This is a genomic window from Persicitalea jodogahamensis (genome assembly GCF_014651615.1).
Taxonomy (GTDB): Bacteria; Bacteroidota; Bacteroidia; order Cytophagales; family Spirosomataceae; genus Persicitalea; species Persicitalea jodogahamensis.
This window is the reverse complement of record NZ_BMXF01000004.1, coordinates 71,385-90,960: the sequence shown is the minus strand read 5'-3', so window position 1 is coordinate 90,960 and position 19,576 is coordinate 71,385. Positions and strand designations below refer to the sequence as shown.

The following is a 19,576-nucleotide window of genomic DNA, read 5'->3' as shown; positions in this document are numbered from 1 at the left end:
CTGAAATGGGGCTTTTCAGTTGTGGCACTCCAATTGTACCATAAGAGATAAACATAAATAATTATGAAATCTCTCATGGACAAATTAATCTTTATTATTGACGACGATCCCTTCTGGACTGCCATACTTACTCAGCACCTCAATGAAATGGGATATGCCAACATCAAGACTTTTGAGTCTGGGGAATTGGCCAGTGCCGAAATCACTTCAAACCCCGATCTGGTTTTTCTGGATTTCCAGCTGGGCAGCGAAGACGGCTTAGATGTGCTGCAACAAATCAAAGGGTATAACCCGGGAATCGGCGTGATTTTCTGCACCGGATATGAAGATTTGGGTGTGGCAATCAGCGCCATGGAGTACGGTTCCCTGGATTACCTGCTCAAAGGCAATGCCTCCAAAGAAGTAGTTGGCAAAATTATGGCCAGCTTATCCAGGAATCGGGCCTTTCAGGCATTTTGATCAAAGAACATTCATCCTTCTGCCGGAACCATCGCCGTCGTGACGAATTTGTCCAGTCCTGTGGTTTCAATCCATTTTTCAATAGTGGAGCCTTGTCGGTAAAGAAAAACCAGACTTTTACCGGTATTTTTCAAGGTGGCATCAGAATGGATAATTTCATTGACAAATGAGAGATCGAGCCCGGTAACCTCTCGCGTGTCAAGATAGATCACATCATAATCGCTGATCGAATAGCGCTCAACTTCCTGGCGAAGGGTAACTGAATCATTCCCTTGCAATTCGCCGCTCAACGAAATCTTAAAACAGTCTTTCTGATGGTCTCTAAGCTTGAAGGGTTCCCCGGATATAGTCATTGTATGGTCAATTTTCTTGGTAAGTATACGAAAATAAAAATGCACAATTTATACTTCTACTTGCTATTTTTTCTGGCCGGCACTGCTTCTCCCCTCTTTGCACAGACTGACTCCGTGGGATCGCTGAGTGCTGAGAAGCGGGAAAGTTACATTCAAAATGCGACACATTATCGGATGGAAGAAAATTATGGGCAGGCAATTCAGCAACTTGACTCGATTCTATCAGTCAATCCGGTTGATGGACAGATCCTGCTTTTCAGAGGAGATCTCATGCTGCAGAGCCGGCGCTTTTCGGAGGCGGTGAGCACTTACCAGAAACTTCTGCCCCTGAAATATGAACCTACCGTTAGTCAGATCAACCTTTCATACGCTTTATTCATGAACCATAAGCCGGCCAAGGCGCTCACCGTGGCCCGCAGCGCCTGGAAAGGCAACCCTGAAAACAGCAGCGCAGTTGTGAACTATTTCAATGCCATGCTTTGGAACCGGGATACCCGAAAGGCTGCGACTTTTCTGAATGAACAAAAGTCACTTTTGTCTCCTGATCAGTTGCTGGTGCTGAAAGCCCGTCTGCATACTACCTCCGGTGATTATACACAAGGCCTCATGTATTACGACAGCCTCGTGGATCAGCATGCCAATAAATACTATTTTCAGGAATACGCTGAAGTACTCCTGGGTAAAAAAGAGAATGAGGAAGCTGTTGCAATCATGGAAAAGGGCGACACGCTATTCTCGGAGAATGACAAAAATAGTTTTCTGGCCAAGGTGCGTGCCACTCAACTCCAACAGGCGGGGACAGAATTTGTGTATTTCAAAGACATTGGTCAAAATATCAGGATCGAAAATAGCCTGTGGTGGCTGCAAAGTGCCGACCGTACTTACCAATGGGGCGCCCGGGCAGGCATTTCAGAGATTACCTCCGGATCAGAACAGAAAACTTCCGCCTACTTCGGGCAAGTAACCCTGAACACCCGGTGGAGCAAAGCCTGGACCGGCCAGGGCGAACTTCGTTTTCAGAGCATCACGCCGAAAGGTCAGCCCTCCTTCGTGGGTATTACAGGTCGCGCCCTGCTGCAGTACCAGCCCAACGACAGAAGAATGGTTGGCTTTACGTATAGTTCTGACATCCTGAACTACACGGCCTCGCTGCTGGGCAAGAATGTGCACAGTAATAATTTTGGGTATACTACCCACCTGATGCTGAATGGCAACAACGGATTCTTTTCGCAGGGTAGTTTCGGAATGCTGAACGACCAGAATCAGCGGCTTCAGTTTTTCGGTTCGCTGTACCACCTTTTCCGCACGGAACCTACCTTGAAAGGAGGACTCAATTTTTCGGCTCTGCATTTTCGGGACAACAGCATCGAAACTTATTTTGCCCCCAATCAGTACCTGAGTACTGAAATATTCGCGGACTTCACCACGTCGCTGCCCCATCTGGCAAAGTGGTACTTTCAGATGCAGGCAGCTGGTGGAATGCAGAAAATCGAGACCGCCGAATGGAATCCCGCCTACCGGGTTCAGGGTGAACTGAGCTACCGGACGCTTCATTTTGAAACATCCATCAAATATCAAAACAGCAACGTAGCTGCCTCCACTGGCGCAGGGTACAAGTTTGACTGGCTAACGTTAAAGCTGGTATGGAAGTGGTGAAAGCACAAGTAGCCAAACACAAGGCCCCTAAACGGTCTTGCTCTCCAGCCGGGCTAACTCGATAATGTCCCGGCCTTCGACCACGTCTTTCTGCACCACATTTCTGGCCGAATAGATCATCGCCAGCCCAATCTCTTCATTTGTGCAAAAACCATTTCGAAACAGTTTCCTTCCGGCAGGAAACAACCAATTGATGTACTTGTAGTACTTATTCACGTGCTTCATCCCTTCCATGGGTTTGATAAATCCGGGACGAAAAGCATAGGCTTTTCTGAAGGGTAGTTTCCGAAGATCGTTCTCGGTTTTTCCCTTCACCCGTGCCCACATGCTGCGGCCCTTTTCGGTGCCATCAGTCCCCATACCCGACACATACGAGAATACCATTTCGGGGTTCTGCCGAACCATCGTTTCGGCTACGTGCATCGTTAAGGAATGCGTGAGGCGGAAGTACTCGGGCTCTTTCAAACCCACCGAGGATACCCCGAGACAAAAGAAACATGCATCGTATCCTTTAAGATGGTTTTCGATGGCCGACAGATCGAAAAAATCCTGGTGGATGATTTCAGTTAGTTTCGGATGTTTGACTCCATTAGGGCGACGATTGACAACCAATACTTTGTCGACATCCGGATGGTTCAGGCAAACGTGCATTACACCCTCACCAACCATCCCCGTGGCTCCCGTTACGATTACATTCATAGTCTTGTTTCTTGAAGATTTAATCAGTGAACGCACCTTGTGGGTCAGGAGGCCACTACTATGGAGATAAGCTATCTTTAAATAAGTAAGCTGCCGCTACTAGTTTCTTATAATGCTGGTACTTGTCCGTGCCACGATATCTTATTGTCAGCAATCATTTCACCCACTAGCCGGTACTTTATCAAATTTCAAATGCTCTTCAGCTCGAACCTCATTTGACTTCCAATATACCAATTTCAAAATTTGCATCACCAGCACTGATTGAGAATTACCACAAACCCATAGAATTTCACCGAAATCGTCTTTTGTTCTCATTTCCCATTTATTTACCCAAGCATCCGAAAGGTCCCATGAAACGAGCCCTGTATTTTTTATTGTTTGCAACAAGCACGTCTTTACCGCTTACCGCCCAGACTGATTTATGCCAGGGAGCCTACTTCACCGAGGCGCAGGGAGCGGAATTTTTGAAGACCAACGCTCCCATAACTCTGAACAATTGGAAAAGCAGAGCTGCCGAGATCCGAACGAATATGGTAGCCGGCATGGAGCTCTTGCCTCTGCCGCCCAAACCAACATCCAAACCGATTGTTCACGGCAAAAAAGTCATGAACGGCTACACGGTTGAGAATGTGGCTTTCGAGAGCATGCCGGGGATTTTCGTTACGGGTAACCTGTACCGCCCACTTAAAAAGCAGACATCCTATGCGGCCATCCTCTGTCCGCACGGCCACGGCAATGATCCGCGCTTCGCCGATCCGGCTCAAATCCGATCCGCCATGTTGGCCAGAATGGGCGCCATCGTGCTGACGGTGGATATGATCGGCTACGGGGAGTCCAAACAATGCGATCATAAAATCCCCAAAGCACTCAAACTACAGACTATAAACAACATTCGGGCCCTGGACTTTTTGATGTCGCAACCTGGTGTTGACCCCGAGCGGGTCGGTGTTACGGGCGAGTCAGGAGGAGGTACGCAAACTTTTTTGCTCACGGCCCTTGATGAGCGTGTAAAGGTCTCGGTCCCCTGCGTGATGGTGTCGGCTCATTTTTTTGGGGGCTGCACTTGCGAAAGCGGGATGCCAATTCACAAAAAGGGTAGTTTCCAGACCAATAATGTGGAGATAGCCGCTCTGGCTGCTCCGCGTCCAATGCTCCTGATTTCTGACGGGGGAGACTGGACATCGAACGTGCCTCAGGTCGAATTTCCCCATTTGCAGAAGATATACGCCTTATTCGGTGAGAAAAACAAAGTGGAAAACGCCCATTTCGCTGACGAAAAGCACGACTACGGCCCCTCTAAGCGTAAAGCCATGTACCCGTTCATGGCGCGTTACCTCAACCTTGACCTGAACCAGGTTACTGATAAAACGGGTTCGATCGATGAGAATCTGGTTAAAGTCCTGAATCGCGCTGATTTGGAGGTGTTCGATACGAGCCATCCCCGGCCCGAACGCGCCGTTAATGGGGATGAAGCCGTTATGGCCTTACTGAAATAGCGGTTCTTCTCAGGACCATTCCAAACTACCCTCCATGGCGTCCGGGCTTACAAGCCCCCACGTTCATCCCCGAACAAAACCAGCCGGGAGTGTAGATTTAATTTGCAATAATGATTTTTAGTTTTGAAAATTTGACCCATTCATTTGCCTTACGCGGGTATCTGTATCATTCAGAAAACAGAAAGCAATTACTATTCAACGATTATACAAATTCCATCCAGCCCACCTTCACTGGTTAAGTCTCGACGTAGTGGCAGGTGCTATCCTTTCTCACTTGGCAGCCAGTCGTTTGCCTGACAACCGAACGCCAATCAATGCCTGGGTTACGGTTATTTTAGGATTGGTTGTCCTGGGAATATACACGCTTGACCACCTGCTTGACAATCTCAAGGCCGAGCAACCCCGCACGCAAAGGCACTCGTTTATTAAGCAGTACGAGCCAATTATCTGGCGTCTTACATTGGGATCCCTCTTATTGGCTGGCTGTTTGTCCTGGCTGATACCCGAACCGCTATGGGAATTTGGCCTCGGGATGGTCGCCTTCGTGGGCCTATATCTCTGGGGTATTTCCAGAATGAAAGTCAAAAGTCACCAGCAAGCCTTAAAAGAGCCCGTCACCTCGCTGATTTATGCAGCGGGAGTATGGGGAAGTACCTGGTACTTGGGAATGGAGGTTTCGTGGGAAAGTGTTTGGCTGGGGGTGATTTTTTACCTGATCACGGTCCAGAGCCTGCTTCTGTTTTCTCATTTTGAAGCCATCAAATACCGTGAGGTTTTCAACCTGGCGCGCTGGCTGCAGCGAAAAAACACGCTGCGCGTCCTTAAAATAATTTCGCTCGTCATCCTGGTAGTTTGCCTTACCATCTGTTATTTGACTGAATACCACTATGTACAGCGGCTGTCGATCATCCTGATCGCGATGACGGCGGCGCATTACTGGATGATACTCAATCCGGAAAAAGTAGTGACCGATGAGCGGTTCCGGCTCGCGGGTGAACTTGTTTTCTTCCTGCCGGGACTGGTATTATAAGCTATCGCGTCTGGCAATCTGCCACTACTCTTCTACCCGATCCACCGTCAGCCGCACCAGCTCGATTCGGGTATCCTGCATGGAAATTATTTTAAAAGTATAGGGAGCAAAATGAATGACATCGTTGACTTTCGGCAGGTCGCCGTGAACGTGAATCAGCAGCCCGGCCAGAGTATCATAATCCCCCTCGGGAAAATTCCAGCCGTATTTCTCGTTCAGGTACTCCACTTCATGACGGGCGCTGAAGATGAACGTATCGTCATCTATCCTTCGTTCGGTCCAGTCTTCGGTCGAATCGTATTCGTCCTGAATTTCGCCAAATATCTGTTCTACTACGTCTTCTACACTCACCAGTCCCGACGTACCGCCAAATTCATCCACGACCAGCGCCAGGCTCTTGCGCACTTCCAGAAACCTGAGCATCAAATCACTGGCCGGCATCGCTTCCGGAACGATTAACATGGGAGTAACAATGGAGGCAATGTCTTTGGGTTTGCGAAAAAGGGCAAGCGAATGACAATACCCGACTACATCATCGATGGATTCGCGGTAAACGACAATTTTCGAATGCCCGCTGCTGATAAACGCCTGCCGCAAATCCTCGATCTCGTCGTCAAGGGCTACGGCAGTAATTTCGGTACGGGGTATCATGCAATCGCGAATGCGAACATCCTTGAAATCGAGCGCATTGATAAACATTTTCTCTTCCATCCGATGATCTTCTTCGTCGGAATCGTCGGCAGCCGTAGCATCATTGCGGACGTAGTTTGGCAGATTGTTCGCTGCATTAAGATCACCCCGCTTTTGACTTGACAGGAAGGGTTCGATCAGCCAGTATACAGGAGTCAGTGCCCACTCAGCAAATCGTACCGGGAAAGCTCGGATTGAAGCGATCCGGGGGAAAGCCCTGCCCAATCGCAGGCAACTTACGTAGGTAAAAGTCCAGATGAGTGCTGCCGCCGCGAACAGCCCGATCAAATATTGCCAAATCGGCATCTCTGCCATACCGGGAAGCAGAACGAACCCGGTAGCTACCAGAAAGAAACAGCCAAGGGCGATTAAAGATAAGCGGCTCATTCGCAACATGCGTCGCCAATAGGCCACCTGCTGGGCCCGGCTTTCTTCTTCCATGGGCTGGCGGTCGGCGTTCACCCGATCCAGGTTCAACCGTAGCCAATCGAGGGGTGAATCGAGCAGGATGGCACGCACGGCCCCGTAGTACCCTGCCAGCAAAAAAAAGAATATGGCCAAAACCGGATAGACAACAGTCATTTCTTTTTTCTGCGTTTAGGTGGACGGGGAGTTCGCTTCACGGACTGAGTTTCCCGTGATTTTGGGTTGGCTTGCGGTTGGGTTCGCAGCCGGTAATACTGATGTCCCAGCAATAATGTCAAGCTTAGCATAAGTAACCAATAGCTATTGCCCAGATCGGTGCGTATTATTTCGAAAATCCAAAGAATGAAAAATCCCAGAGCGGATGCAATCAAAAGAGATTTGATGAGTTTTGGAGACATTCAATTAGTCAAGGTGATTGTTCAGTTGTTTTCTCGCGGAGCTTCTATATTTCCGGACAAAATCAAAGGTAGCCAGATTAGCCAAAAAATGTTTGCCAAATACCGCTGCTCTTCCATTTATGGGTCAGCTCCGTCCCTATTAGCATAAAAATATTTAACTTGCATAATCAGTTCGCAACTACCCTGCTCTTTTTGCAAATACGCTTAATTTTTTCTTGAAATAATCATTTAAAACCAACTATGAACGATACAGCAACCCGCTTTCAGCCCGGTGTAGTAACTGGCGAAGGAGTTAGCGAAATTTTCCGTCATGCCAATGAAAACGACTATGCTTTACCAGCCGTAAACGTGGTGGGCACCAATTCGGTCAACGCTGTGCTTGAGACAGCCAAAGCAGTTAATAGCCCCGTTATGATCCAGTTCAGCAACGGAGGCTCTATATTTTACGCAGGTAAAAGCCTGTCCAACGAAGGTCAGAAAGCCGCCATTGCCGGGGGTATTTCGGGGGCCATGCACGTTCACCAGATGGCGGCGCACTATGGTGTTCCGGTTATTCTGCACACGGACCATTGCGCCAAAAAGCTCCTTCCCTGGATCGATGGACTGCTCGATGCCGGTGAAAAGTACTTCGACCAGCACGGAATACCTCTGTACAGTTCCCATATGCTCGACCTTTCGGAGGAACCCATCGAGGAAAACATCGAGATATGTGCCAAATATTTCGAACGGATGGCCAAGTTAGGCATGACCCTTGAAATAGAATTGGGGGTTACCGGAGGTGAAGAAGACGGAGTGGACAATACTGATGTGGACAGTTCCAAGCTCTACACCCAGCCCGAAGAGGTAGCCTACGCCTACGAAGAACTCAGCAAGATTTCGCCCAACTTCACCATTGCGGCCGCTTTCGGTAACGTACACGGGGTATACAAACCCGGTAACGTTAAACTCGAACCGAAAATCCTGAAAAATTCGCAGGAGTACATTCAGAAAAAATTCAACACGGGTTCTCTGCCCGTCAATTTTGTTTTTCACGGTGGCTCAGGTTCAGCGCGTGAGGAAATCCGGGAAGCCATCGAATACGGAGCCGTTAAAATGAACATTGACACCGATATGCAGTGGGCTACCTGGGAAGGAATTCTGAAATATTACCACAAAACAGAGCACTACCTACAGACTCAGCTCGGCAATCCCGACGGTGAGGGCTCCCCAAACAAAAAGTACTACGATCCACGCGTGTGGCTTCGCAAGGGTGAGGAGAGCATGGTTGATCGATTGAAGGTAGCCTTTGAGGACCTCAATTGCATGAACCGTCTGGCTTAAAAATTTTAAAAAACAGTAAAGCTAAAAAGCTGATTGGTATGAACCGATCAGCTTTTTTCATGGCCCGGATGCAACTAGAAAATACTACAACGGTGGCAGATGCATGGCCAGCCAACTTTATCCGCGGTAACGCGCTCAGTCCGTAATGACCTTAATCAGAATATACGTTACAGCTCCATTGCCATCCGTAAACGCAATCAATTCCCGGATACCATCATACCCTTTCCATAACAGTTTTCCGTCCTGAATGCTATCTGGCTTTTTATTCGGCAAGCCTAGCAGCGATGGCGTGAGTTCAGCCTTATTATTTTTCTCTGGCCAAATGATGATTCTATCCGCCATGTCATTGGTATACTCGATGATTATTCTGTCATTCTGGTAAGAGTACTTCTGGCAATTGGCACAAACTGCAGCTTTCGCATCTTCTGCGTTCAGACTACTTTGGGGCCCAAGAATCGTCGCAATGTCTTCCTGTGTCTGGTCGGCAATATCGTAAAGATGCAGGATCGGTTGGATGTCAATGGTACTTTGAGAATCCGTCTGCGCAAAGGCATTGCTACTCAGTACTATCAAAAACAGAATATTTCGCAGAGAGTTTATCGCAACCATGTAGAAGTATTTCAAAATCATTGGGCAATTCGCCCATGCCAGAGGTTGACAGCGTGAAAAATTTGATCCGTGAGTGCCTGGTAGTTGTCACCATAATGATGGCCACCGGGTAGGTGAACCTGATAAATGCCGGCAATCGTAAGCTTTCTCCCGATGGCAGCAAATAATGCCACATACATCATGCCCTGAATACCGATGCAGACTACGGTGAGGATAACACCCGCTACTACCCATTCTCCCACCGAGGTTGCGAGTAGCGTCCTGATCTGGACAAGTTCAGCTTGCTCATGTTTGATGAACCAGATTCCCAGGCCTACAAAAAAAATGGTGAGGATGAACTGACCGATTATTTTGGCATTTTCACGAAGATAATGGAACCCCTTCTGAGTAATAAAATAAAAGGGTTTCTTGATGAAAGCCATTGGGAGGGAAAAGATTATTCTTGCGACAAAGAAAGCGGAAAGCAAGGCCAAATTTACTTCTCTGCCTGAATTAGCCTGCAAACAATAAGCCCCCGAAGCATGATGCTCCGGGGGCTTCTATTCTATCGATGAAGTGTAAGCTGACAGCTTTTATAGATCAGCAATTTCTTTTTTGATCTCGTCTTTGGTTTTACCGACTTTCTGCTGGATTTTACCCCAAGCCTCGTCTTCCTTGCCTTCGGCATACGTTAGATCGTCATCAGTAAGATCGGCGTACTTCTGCTTCAACTTACCTTTCATTTCGTTCCAGTTGCCTTTTATTGTTTGCTCGTTCATGGTTACAGGGGTCTAAGTGAATGATTCTCGTTTAAGAGTAGTAAGATTTTTACTTCCTCAAATCTTACTACATGACGCTTAAAATACCGTACCAGGTCCCGAATGCAACTCACTTACGGCTTATCTTAAAAAACGAGCAAGATTTTACCCAAATCGGCACCGTTCCCCCTGATGTGCGGTACAGGCCGTTAGTTCTTTTTCAGATTTACATTGAAACCAGGGGCTTCATAATCCTTGTCAAGATAGTTTGCGGGAATCGTCGTCATGCTGCCATCCCTAGCGGCGCGGTAATGCGGCGAAAGAATTTCGATGCCTGATTCATTGCAGCAGTCCTGAATATTTTGGTGCAGGCTAGAGTATATGCCCGCCTGCCGGTTGGCTTCCCGCGTGTAGGCGTTTACTTGGTAGGCCACGTAGAAATCGTCCAGACTAGTTTGCAAAACAAAAGGCTTTGGCTCTTTCAGTAGCAGATCGGTACGATCCGCGGCCGTGAGTAATGCCTGATGAATGTCCTTCCAGGGCACATCATAGCCAATGGTGATCGTAGTATGCAGGATAAGGCCCTGATTGAGCGTCTCGCTACTGTAGTTTACCGTCGGACTACTCATCACCGTAGAATTGGGCACCGATACAATTTCGTTTTTAGGAGTTCTGATTCGGGTGACGAGCAGCGATTTCTCAATAACATCCCCCACTTCATCACCGATCTTGACCCGGTCGCCAAGTTTGAACAGCCGCATATAGGTTAGCACCAATCCGGCGATAATATTGGAAAGAGAACCTGCCGAACCGAACGTGAAAAGGAACCCCAAAAACACAGAAACTCCCTTGAATATGTCGGAGTCACTATTGGGCAGATACGGAAATACCAGGATGAGCATAAAGGCGAGCAAAAGTACCCTGACGATCTGAAACGTAGGATTGGCCCAGTCCGGGTAAAAACCCGTTAGGTGGATATCGCCATTTTCGACCTCATCTTTTAAAAACCTTAGCCCCTTCAAGAGGTAGATGAAAACAGTGACGATCACCAGGATAGTGAACAGGTTGGGAAGGTACCCCCAGACACTTCTTACTATATCTTTGAGAGGGTCCAGGATATAGCCGAATAAGGTGTTGGCCAATCCTTCGGTCCAGGGAAATATCCCAAACAGAAGAGGCAAAGCTATGTATATCAGCACGATCATCAGGATCCATTTGACAATAGTGTTGATATTGAGAAAGAAGTTTACCTGATGCCTAGCGTCAAATAATGAGTAATTGCGGATATTGAAACCATTAAAACGCTTGCCTTCCTGTGCCTGAATTTCGCTGGCCGTCCAGCGGAAAAGCCGGATGAGGTACATAATACAAATCCCCGCCCCGATTATTACGAGCAACGCCAAGCCAAACTCTTTCGCCAGGGTTACAAAGCTGGTTTCAGCCAGGTAGTTTTCTACCGCCTGCCCGATAATCAGCCGGTACTCCTCGGCGAGCTCTTTGCGTGGTTTGTTATTCCAAATGGCATCGTTTTCCGATACGCTCATCACAATGCTTTCGTCAAATACGATGTCATCGGTTGTTTCGGCCTCCTCGACTTTCAGCATGATCGTGCGAAAACCGTAAGTGTCTTTCAGCTTCTGAATACGGCTGCTAATCGCTTCCGCCCGATCTTTGGCCGAAAAGCTTCCGAATTTGCTATAAATCACGAACAAGGTGTCATCGAAAAATCCCTTTACCGGATATGATTTCACGGTCTGTCTCAGCGAGTCGATACGGGCTTTTTTCTGCGCGATCCGACGAATCTCCTTGTCGTTGAGGGCTTGCAGTTGTTGCTGCAGTTCCTCTTTTTTTAAATTATCGGTCGTTTTTAAAGAGTTAAGCCGTGCTTCCAATTCGACTCTCTTCAATGAATCCACCTGTCGCTGCTGTTCAACCTGCGCAAGCTTCAGATTATAATTCCGAAGGGCTGCGCTCGTCAGCGAGTCCGTTTGCTGGCTTGTGGAGTCGGTCTGCCCGAAAACACTCAGGCAGGTCATCATTAAGAGGGCAAACTGCTGAACGAATAGTTTTCTGATCATCGGGAGAATGGAGTTGGTCTTCACTTGACAAATATCAATATAATGCGTCGCGGTGCAATCTTGGCTAATTCACTCATTTGAATCATAAAGATTACACAAAAAAAATGTAGCCTACGTGTAAAACTTAAAGTACCCCTGCCGGAGAATTTGCCTGACCATTTTTATTCCGTCCATTTTTAAATCTATGAAAGCATGAAAGCAGCACTGTTCATTTTCTGCGTATTCGCCCTTTTCTCCTGTGCTTCCAGTGGAATTCAAAAAGTAAAGAATTTTCCAGCCAAAGAAGCAGGTTGTTTAATAGACTTTTACACCGAAGAAAAGGAAGTGGCCAAAAAGTACGTTTTATTTTGCCTGATCGATAGCAAGACAGGATCGACTTTGTTCGATAAAAAGACGACTGCCAGCGCTATTGATTTGTCAAAACGCAAAGCATGCGAATGCGGAGCAGACGCGGTCGTACTGGTTTCCTCTGATCGAAAAGGCACCAGTTTCTGGTCTTGGGGAGATGCTTATGTGGTGGTGAAAGCTGTCAAATACAGGTAAGAAACGCCGGAATGTGTGTCGGGAACGTGCGGTTACCCCACCGGCAAAACATCCACTTCCACCCTCAGCTTTTGCCTACCGGAGCTGAACAATATACCTTTCAATGGAGGCACGTCTCCGTAGTCACGGCCCCAGGCAGTGGTCAGGTGTCGCTCGCGGGGAACGACGTCATTTGTCGGATCGAAGTCGCACCAGCCAATGCCGGGGATATAGGCCGAAATCCAGGCATGAGAAGCATCTGAACCTTGGAGTTTTTTCTTGCCGGGCGGGGGTAAAGTTTCCAGGTAGCCGCTCACATAACGGGCCGGGAATCCCAGGCTGCGTAGTCCCGCAATGGCTAAATGCGAGAAATCCTGGCAAACACCTTTTTTTTCCCGTAGAACCGTTTTTATCGGGGTATTCACTGTGGAGAATTTGGAGTCGAAGGTAAATTCCCTGAATATCTTCCCACAAAAATCCACAACGGACTCGTAGAGTGATCTATCGGCCGGAAAACAATCGCGCGCATAGCGACGGATATCATCATCCCAATAAACGAACGGACTGGGTAACAAATACTGCAACACCTCACTCTTCAGGCCAATGTCCATTTGAAATGCCCCAGCAGCTTCCCGGCAGGTAGCAGACTTGACAATCGGAAGCTCAGGATTCAAATAAATACTCTCAACGCTGCTCTGCGCAATGACGCGAAGCTGTCTGTGGGGTTTTTGTATCGAAAAGTAATGCACCGTATTCCCGAAAAAATCCGTTCGCTCGGTCAGCTCGGCGGGTTCAGGCGTAACGGTCAACGTAAATTCTCCCAACACCTGATTCGGTGTCGTGCGCGGACACAGGCAGGTAATGCTGTGATAGCTGCTGACTGACTGTTTGTACTCATAAAGAGTACTGTGGATCAGATTATACCTCATGCTTATCGCTGGGATTACCACCCCCGAAAAAAGAGGATTGAATGGCTACGTGACTGAAATAAAGGTTGGAAATGCTTTCGGATGCGGTAAAAGTCAGCGCCGTGATCTCCCCCATCAGGTCATCCAGGTTTTTCCGGAAGTTGGACTCTTCGTCGTATTCACAAAGTTCGACCACATTGGCCAATTTGATTTTGGCAGTTGCTTCAAGTACAGCCTTCTGAGCATTATTGAGACGCTCTTGGCTTCCAGGCAACCGATCCAGACATCTCCCCAACGCATCGAATTGGTAAGCCAGGGCATAAGGCGAATTGGCTTCCATAAGTACCATGTCCAGTGCCGCGCTCAAGGTAATCTGGGAGCGGTAGGTATTGCGGAATCTGCCAAGCAGATGGTGGTAGTTGAGCAGGGCTTCCAGCAACTCATTTTCGACGTATTCGGGATTACGAAAGGCAAAAGAAGAACGGATGACGCTCACCCGGGAAAGGATGCGCTCAATGAGTTTGCCGCTCTTTAGGAGGTAGTAGGCATTGTCGCGCGACATGGTTTCCGACACTGTTCCATAAAACGTAAACATTCTGCCATACAGGCGGTCCAGGTCTTTCTGAATGGCGCGGTGGTCGGCCTGTTCCTTTTTCAAGGTCTTTATCCTGACCAAACTACCTTCGACCAGGTCGATGGCCCGCCAGATTTCGGGATTCCACTGATCGCGTACTGACTTTATGGCCCGTAAAAATCGTTCTACCGATGAGCCAATGCTACCCGCCCGCTTCACATTCAGTACCAAATCGTTGAGCTCGCGAATCGGATTTTCCAACAAAGTAGCTTCGGCCTCACCGTCAACCACAAAGCCAGGGTAGGTAAGCGTAAGATGCGTCAATGACCGCAGCAGCCAGGCGATGTGCTCGTTTTGCCCCCCATAATTTTGGTGAATGTTCAGGGCGTTCAGCACAATGTTGATAAAAGCATTAGTGGCAAGTACCCGCTCGCCGTAGCGGCCTACCCAGAAAAGATTATCGGCGCTACGACTCGGTAACGAACTGGCCTTGCGGTATTGAGTTGAAGTGGGGAGTACGATGTGCTCCTGAGCGTGTTCTACCTCATCGCCCACGATCCAGGTATCTTTGGAAATCCCCCCGTATTGGTTGGAGAATGTAAACCGCCCTGCTTCGGGGGAGCTGCGCGTCAGGCCGCCCGGCATCACCTCGTAGCCATTCTCCGTGCCAATAAGGTACGCACGAAGGGCAGCGAAGCGCGGCTCAATAGTTCCGTCTACATAGGCTGGCGTCGTGGAGAAACTGACCTCTTCCTGTGCCACGTACTGGGTTGGGTTGGCCCTGATTTCGCGTTTGAGCTGGTCAAGTTGCGCGTCAGAAAGTTGATGGCCATAAATCGATCGGTTATCCCGATGTCGATTCACTTTTTTGACAATAAGCTGTTCAAGATTGTCCAGAACAAAATTTTGCTCTTTTACCTGCCCACACCACCAGGTAGCCACCGAAGGGAGTATCAGTTCCTGCCCCAGCAAATGGCGGCTGGCGTTGTGCATAAATGCCATGAAGGCATTATTTTCCAACAGTCCGGTGCCGGGAGGATTAATGACAGCCACTTTTCCCATCCTGATCGCGTGAAGCAGCCCAGGCACCCCCAGCCGGGAGTCGGAGCGCAATTCGAGAGGATCGCTAAAATCATCGTCGATACGGCGCAGGATTATATCTACTTTGCGTAAGCCTTCAATTGATTTAAGCCACACGTTACCGCCACGCACCAAAAGGTCATCACCCTGGGCTAAAATATAACCGTAGTAGGCCGCCAGGTACGCATGCTCGAAATAGGTTTCGTTATTGGGACCGGGCGTAAGGTACACGATGGTCAAATCCTCCTTGCCTTTCCCATAGTTGCGAGCCAGAGCCTGCTGGGTACTTAGGTAAAAAGGGGAAAGTCGCCGCACGAAAAGATTTTCGGCCAGATCAGGCAGTACTTTGCTCATCACCGTTCGGTTTTCCAGCGTGTAGCCCGCACCGGATGGAGCCTGCGTACGGTTGTCAAGTACCCACATCCGTCCATCCGGCCCCCTGGCCATATCGACGGCATACTTCACCAATTGATGGCGCCCTGCCAGCTTCACGTCGTGACAGGCCCGCAGAAAGCCCGTATTGTCATAAACCAGTTCAGGCGGAATAACCTTTTCTTTGACTAATGTCTGCGGACCGTAAAGGTCTTGCAGGATTAAGTTCAAAAGCTCAGCCCTCTGGCGTAAACCCTTTGCGATTTCCTGCCACTCGCTCTGATGAATCAAAAAAGGAATGGGGTCGAGCTGCCAGGGACGGTTGAGTCCATCCGAGCTTTCATAAACGCTATACGTGACCCCATTCTCCTGCAACTTGGTGATAATTTCCTGATTCCGAACCCCTACCTCTTTTATCCCTAATTTTTCCAGCGCCGCAAACAGCAACTGCCAATGGGGTTTCAACGCTCCATTCCGATCCAGGACTTCGTCATAGGAGCGAACTTTCAGGCGGTAATCTTGTAGCAGCGTGGTGTGGGTGGAAACCAGGGACATTCTTCTTTAAAATGTTTAAACGATTTGGTAGTTGGTAGTTGCCTTTCCGACAACCCAATGACCAGACGAATGCAGCTGAAATATCAGAAAATGAATTGCCGTAAAACTACCGCCCCTTCCACGCCTGTCGTAAATCCAGCAGCGTCGGATATTCCAAATTGACCAACTCCACGGGGGTATCAGGGCTGAGGTCTTTCTTGTGTTCTGCCACAAAGCGCGAAATCGTAGGCGTGTACTTCTGAGTGATCGGCACTTCCTCATTCTCTGCGGGTGTATGTCCAAAATTCCAAAAACGACTGATGCGGCGCGATTCGGCTTCGTAGCTATTGACCGGGTAGGTATCGAAACTACGTCCACCGGGATGCGAAACGAAATAGGTACAGCCACCCAATACGCGGTTGCTCCACGTATCCACGATGTCGAAAACGAGCGGTGCATCCACGCCAATGGTTGGGTGCAGGGCCGAAGGCGGATTCCATGCTTTATACCGGATACCCGCGACATACTCGCCCTTGGTTCCACTGCTACGGAGTGGTACACGACAACCGTTACAGACCAGTATGTGCCGGTTTTCAACAAATCCACTCACCTTGACTTGCAGGCGTTCCAGCGATGAATCCACAAAGCGGGCCGTGCCGCTATTGGAAAGTTCTTCGCCCAGCACGTGCCAGGGTTCGATACCCAGGCGAATCTCCAACTGAATATTGTCGACCGTAATGGTACCGTAGTGCGGAAAGCGGAACTCGAAGAAAGGATCGAACCAGGAAATGTCAAAGGCGTAGCCTGCGGCTTTCAGGTCGTTGACTACATCAATCATGTCGAGGTAGGCAAAATGCGGTAGAAGGAAGCGGTCGTGTAGTTCAGTACCCCAACGGACCAGCTTTTTCTCGTAGGGCTCACGCCAGAACTTGGCTACCAGCGCCCGCACTAGCAGGCTTTGTACCAACGCCATATGCTTGTGCGGCGGCATATCGAACGCCCTAAATTCCAAAATACCCAGCCGTCCGGTGGAAGAGTCCGGCGAATATAGTTTGTCGATGCAGAATTCCGTCCGGTGGGTATTGCCCGTGATATCTACTAATAAATTCCGGAATATCCGATCCGTCATCCAGAAGGGTACTTCGCCATGCTTGGGGATTTGATCAAAGGCAATTTCGACTTCGTACAGCCGCTCATCCCGTCCTTCGTCAATACGCGGAGCCTGACTCGTAGGGCCTACGAACGAACCCGCGAACAAGTAGCTCAACGCCGGATGGTGCTGCCAATAAGTAATCAGGCTGCGCAGCAGATCAGGTCGCCGCAGCAGCGGGCTGTCAGCGGGTTTAGCGCCTCCGATAGTAACGTGGTTCCCTCCCCCGGTCCCGGTATGGCGGCCATCGACCATGAATTTTTCGGTACCCAGCCGCGCCAGGAAGGCCTCTTCGTACAACGCGTTGGTATTGTCCACGATCTCCTGCCAGGATTTAGCAGGGTGAATATTCACCTCGATAACGCCGGGATCCGGCGACACCACGAGTTTTTGCACCCGGTAGTCACTTGGTGGCGTATAACCTTCGATACGGACAGGCATTTGAAGTTTCTGCGCCGTAGCTTCAATGGAAGCGATCAGATCCAGATAATGTTCAATGTAATCAAGCGGCGGGAGGAACAGGTAGATGATACCTTCCCGTGCTTCAATGCACAATGCCGTACGAATGGTTTCTATTTCATACAGTGGGGCTTTTTTCTTCTTATCTTCCTTTTTACCATCTTTTTCATCATTGAGCTTCACGGCATCCGCCCCGCCTGATGCATTGGCTACATCATATGGAGGCTCGATGGTCGGTTGCGTGGTACTGCTGTTTACGTTTTCTTCGTAACGTTCGCTTACCGATTCTCCGTAGGTTTCGAGTTCCGGCAAATCTTCAAATAATGAGCGATCTACCGATTCGGGCGTTTTTTCTTTGGTCACAAAAGGGATAGACTCCAAAGGCAGACGCATACCCATTGGGGAATTGCCGGGAATCAGGAAGCAGTGATTGCGTCGGAATTCCCAGGGCGCACTTCTCCAGCCATCATTGGTGTGATCCCAGGTCAGCGGCAGAACGTAACCGACCGGTTTGTTTAGCCCGCGTTCGAGATGAGCGGCCAGAGTACGCCGCTCTACCGGATCAGACAGGTCCATGGCTAGCGGGTCTAGGTTGACGGGAATTTTGCCTTCTTCCAGAGCCCAATATAATGGGTCTTCGTAGCCGGGCGAGAGTGCATTCGCGTTCACAGCCAGGTACTTGATCAGCTCATCCGAAAACGTTTTGGCATCTTCGTGGGTGAAACGATTGTCCGTTTCCTGAGCAATTAAGTCATTGTTATTCCAGATCGCCTCCCCGTCGGTGCGCCAGTATAGAGCATACTGCCAACGCGGAAAAGGTTCCCCTGGATACCATTTCCCTTGGCCGAAATGCAGCAGACCACCGTGAGCAAAACGCTTTTTGAGACGCAGGGCCAAATCGTAGGATAGCTTGCGCTTTAAAGCTCCATCGGCGACCGAGTTCCACTCGTCCGACTCGAAATCATCAATGGAAACGAAAGTCGGTTCGCCGCCCATGGTCATTCGAACGTCGTGGTATTGCAGGTCATTTTCGACCGTATTTCCCACTTCCATCACCTTCTGCCATTGCGCTTCGGAATAGGGCTTGGTTACGCGTGGGTCTTCGTGAATGCGGAAAACTTTATTCTCAAAATCGAATGTCACCTCGCAAGGGTCCATCGCGCCCGTGACCGGAGCGGCGCTGCTGTAATGGGGCGTGCAACACAGGGGAATGTGGCCCTCGCCCGCAAACAGCCCTGAGGTAGGATCAAGGCCGATCCAACCCGCACCAGGGAGGTAAGCCTCGGCCCAGGCGTGCAGGTCGGTAAAGTCTTCTTCCGGGCCCGACGGACCATCGAGCGACTTGATGTCAGGTGTCAATTGTACCAGGTACCCCGATACGAAGCGAGCCGCAATTCCCAATTGTCTCAGGATTTGCACTAAAAGCCATGCCGAGTCGCGGCAGGAACCGCTGCGGGTAGTGAGCGTATGCTCAGTGGATTGCACCCCCGGCTCCATGCGAATATTGTAGCCAATATCGGCGTTGAGTTGCTGGTTAAGACGCACGAAAAAGTCGGTGGTCCGAAGCGAGCCTTCCAGCTTGTGGGTGGCCATCCACTCGGCCAGTTTAGGACCCATTTCCTCCTTTTCGAGATAAGGAACGAGCTCTTTTCGCAGGCTTTCGTCGTAAGTGAAAGGGTGCTTTTCAGCGTATTCTTCTACAAAAAAATCAAAGGGATTGATTACCTTTAGCTGGGCGATCACTTCCACTTCAAGCCGCAACTCGTCGGTCTTCTCCGGAAAAACTACCCTGGCCTGGTAGTTGCCAAACGGATCTTGCTGCCAGTTGATGAAATGGTTTTCGGGAAATACCTTAAACGTATAGCCTTCAATGGGCGTCCGCGAATGGGGGGCGGGCCTTAACCGGAATATGTGAGGTGAAAGGTTGACTGCGCGGTCGAATTTGTAGGAGGTTTTGTGGGAAATCGCAATTTTTATAGCCATTTTTTATTTCAGCTTTCTTAGTATTAGGTTGGATTTTGGGTCA

At 49.2% G+C, this 19,576-nt stretch carries 18 protein-coding genes; 7 read left to right on the top strand and 11 right to left on the bottom strand.

Translation table 11 applies throughout. From position 1 onward, the window contains the following. The first annotated feature begins 63 nt into the window (after positions 1 to 63). Positions 64 to 459 carry a response regulator gene (locus tag IE117_RS18825; RefSeq protein WP_189566066.1) on the top strand — a complete coding sequence of 132 codons (396 nt, stop codon included), beginning with the start codon at positions 64 to 66 and terminating at the stop codon, positions 457 to 459. 11 nt (positions 460 to 470) lie between these two features. On the opposite strand, the gene IE117_RS18820 is transcribed toward IE117_RS18825, so the two are convergent. Further along, positions 471 to 812, bottom strand: a complete 342-nt coding sequence (locus tag IE117_RS18820) for an STAS domain-containing protein (RefSeq protein WP_189566065.1) — start codon at positions 810 to 812, stop codon at positions 471 to 473. Between the two features lie 39 nt (positions 813 to 851). Here IE117_RS18820 and IE117_RS18815 point away from each other — a divergent pair, with 39 nt between their 5' ends. Next, positions 852 to 2,468: a tetratricopeptide repeat protein gene (locus IE117_RS18815; protein ID WP_189566064.1), complete on the top strand. Its 1,617-nt coding sequence runs from the start codon at positions 852 to 854 to the stop codon at positions 2,466 to 2,468. A 27-nt stretch (positions 2,469 to 2,495) separates the two neighbouring features. Here the strand turns inward: IE117_RS18815 and IE117_RS18810 are convergent, their stop codons facing one another. After that, on the bottom strand, positions 2,496 to 3,167 hold the full coding sequence (locus IE117_RS18810) for an NAD-dependent epimerase/dehydratase family protein (protein WP_189566063.1): 672 nt from the start codon (positions 3,165 to 3,167) through the stop codon (positions 2,496 to 2,498). 159 nt (positions 3,168 to 3,326) lie between these two features. Further along, positions 3,327 to 3,482 carry a hypothetical protein gene (locus tag IE117_RS18805; protein WP_189566062.1) on the bottom strand — a complete coding sequence of 52 codons (156 nt, stop codon included), beginning with the start codon at positions 3,480 to 3,482 and terminating at the stop codon, positions 3,327 to 3,329. Between the two features lie 35 nt (positions 3,483 to 3,517). On the opposite strand from IE117_RS18805, the gene IE117_RS18800 reads away from it, so the two are divergent. Beyond that, complete coding sequence (locus IE117_RS18800) at positions 3,518 to 4,663, top strand: alpha/beta hydrolase family protein (RefSeq protein WP_189566061.1); 1,146 nt, start codon at positions 3,518 to 3,520, stop codon at positions 4,661 to 4,663. 289 nt (positions 4,664 to 4,952) lie between these two features. After that, entirely contained in the window at positions 4,953 to 5,693 is a 741-nt protein-coding gene (locus IE117_RS18795; protein WP_189566060.1) for a UbiA prenyltransferase family protein, read from the top strand. Positions 5,694 to 5,717: 24 nt separating this feature from the next. Here IE117_RS18795 and IE117_RS18790 read toward each other — a convergent pair whose 3' ends face one another. Further along, positions 5,718 to 6,965: a hemolysin family protein gene (locus tag IE117_RS18790; RefSeq protein ID WP_189566059.1), complete on the bottom strand. Its 1,248-nt coding sequence runs from the start codon at positions 6,963 to 6,965 to the stop codon at positions 5,718 to 5,720. Between the two features lie 186 nt (positions 6,966 to 7,151). On the opposite strand from IE117_RS18790, the gene IE117_RS18785 reads away from it, so the two are divergent. Continuing rightward, positions 7,152 to 7,355: a hypothetical protein gene (locus IE117_RS18785; protein WP_189566058.1), complete on the top strand. Its 204-nt coding sequence runs from the start codon at positions 7,152 to 7,154 to the stop codon at positions 7,353 to 7,355. 92 nt (positions 7,356 to 7,447) lie between these two features. Further along, positions 7,448 to 8,527 carry a class II fructose-bisphosphate aldolase gene (gene fbaA / locus IE117_RS18780; protein ID WP_189566057.1) on the top strand — a complete coding sequence of 360 codons (1,080 nt, stop codon included), beginning with the start codon at positions 7,448 to 7,450 and terminating at the stop codon, positions 8,525 to 8,527. Positions 8,528 to 8,662: 135 nt separating this feature from the next. Here the strand turns inward: fbaA and IE117_RS18775 are convergent, their stop codons facing one another. The 4 genes from IE117_RS18775 to IE117_RS18760 all read right to left on the bottom strand — a co-directional run bounded on the left by IE117_RS18775 (position 8,663) and on the right by IE117_RS18760 (position 11,951). Then, entirely contained in the window at positions 8,663 to 9,136 is a 474-nt protein-coding gene (locus IE117_RS18775; protein ID WP_229581142.1) for a hypothetical protein, read from the bottom strand. A 17-nt stretch (positions 9,137 to 9,153) separates the two neighbouring features. Further along, positions 9,154 to 9,558 (bottom strand): hypothetical protein, encoded by a 405-nt coding sequence (locus IE117_RS18770; protein WP_189566055.1) that lies wholly within the window; start codon positions 9,556 to 9,558, stop codon positions 9,154 to 9,156. A gap of 150 nt (positions 9,559 to 9,708) precedes the next feature. Beyond that, a complete protein-coding gene (locus IE117_RS18765) occupies positions 9,709 to 9,894 on the bottom strand; it encodes a CsbD family protein (RefSeq protein WP_189566054.1) in 186 nt (61 codons plus the stop codon). Between the two features lie 188 nt (positions 9,895 to 10,082). After that, positions 10,083 to 11,951, bottom strand: a complete 1,869-nt coding sequence (locus tag IE117_RS18760) for a mechanosensitive ion channel family protein (protein ID WP_189566053.1) — start codon at positions 11,949 to 11,951, stop codon at positions 10,083 to 10,085. 192 nt (positions 11,952 to 12,143) lie between these two features. Here IE117_RS18760 and IE117_RS18755 point away from each other — a divergent pair, with 192 nt between their 5' ends. Then, positions 12,144 to 12,494 carry a hypothetical protein gene (locus IE117_RS18755; protein ID WP_189566052.1) on the top strand — a complete coding sequence of 117 codons (351 nt, stop codon included), beginning with the start codon at positions 12,144 to 12,146 and terminating at the stop codon, positions 12,492 to 12,494. A gap of 32 nt (positions 12,495 to 12,526) precedes the next feature. On the opposite strand, the gene IE117_RS18750 is transcribed toward IE117_RS18755, so the two are convergent. The 3 genes from IE117_RS18750 to IE117_RS18740 form a co-directional block, all read right to left on the bottom strand. Continuing rightward, positions 12,527 to 13,402: a transglutaminase family protein gene (locus IE117_RS18750; RefSeq protein ID WP_189566051.1), complete on the bottom strand. Its 876-nt coding sequence runs from the start codon at positions 13,400 to 13,402 to the stop codon at positions 12,527 to 12,529. Beyond that, positions 13,392 to 15,962: a circularly permuted type 2 ATP-grasp protein gene (locus IE117_RS18745; protein ID WP_189566050.1), complete on the bottom strand. Its 2,571-nt coding sequence runs from the start codon at positions 15,960 to 15,962 to the stop codon at positions 13,392 to 13,394. The genes IE117_RS18750 and IE117_RS18745 overlap by 11 nt, the downstream gene beginning before the upstream one ends. 106 nt (positions 15,963 to 16,068) lie before the next feature. Next, positions 16,069 to 19,533 (bottom strand): transglutaminase family protein, encoded by a 3,465-nt coding sequence (locus tag IE117_RS18740; RefSeq protein ID WP_189566049.1) that lies wholly within the window; start codon positions 19,531 to 19,533, stop codon positions 16,069 to 16,071. Positions 19,534 to 19,576: the final 43 nt, after the last annotated feature.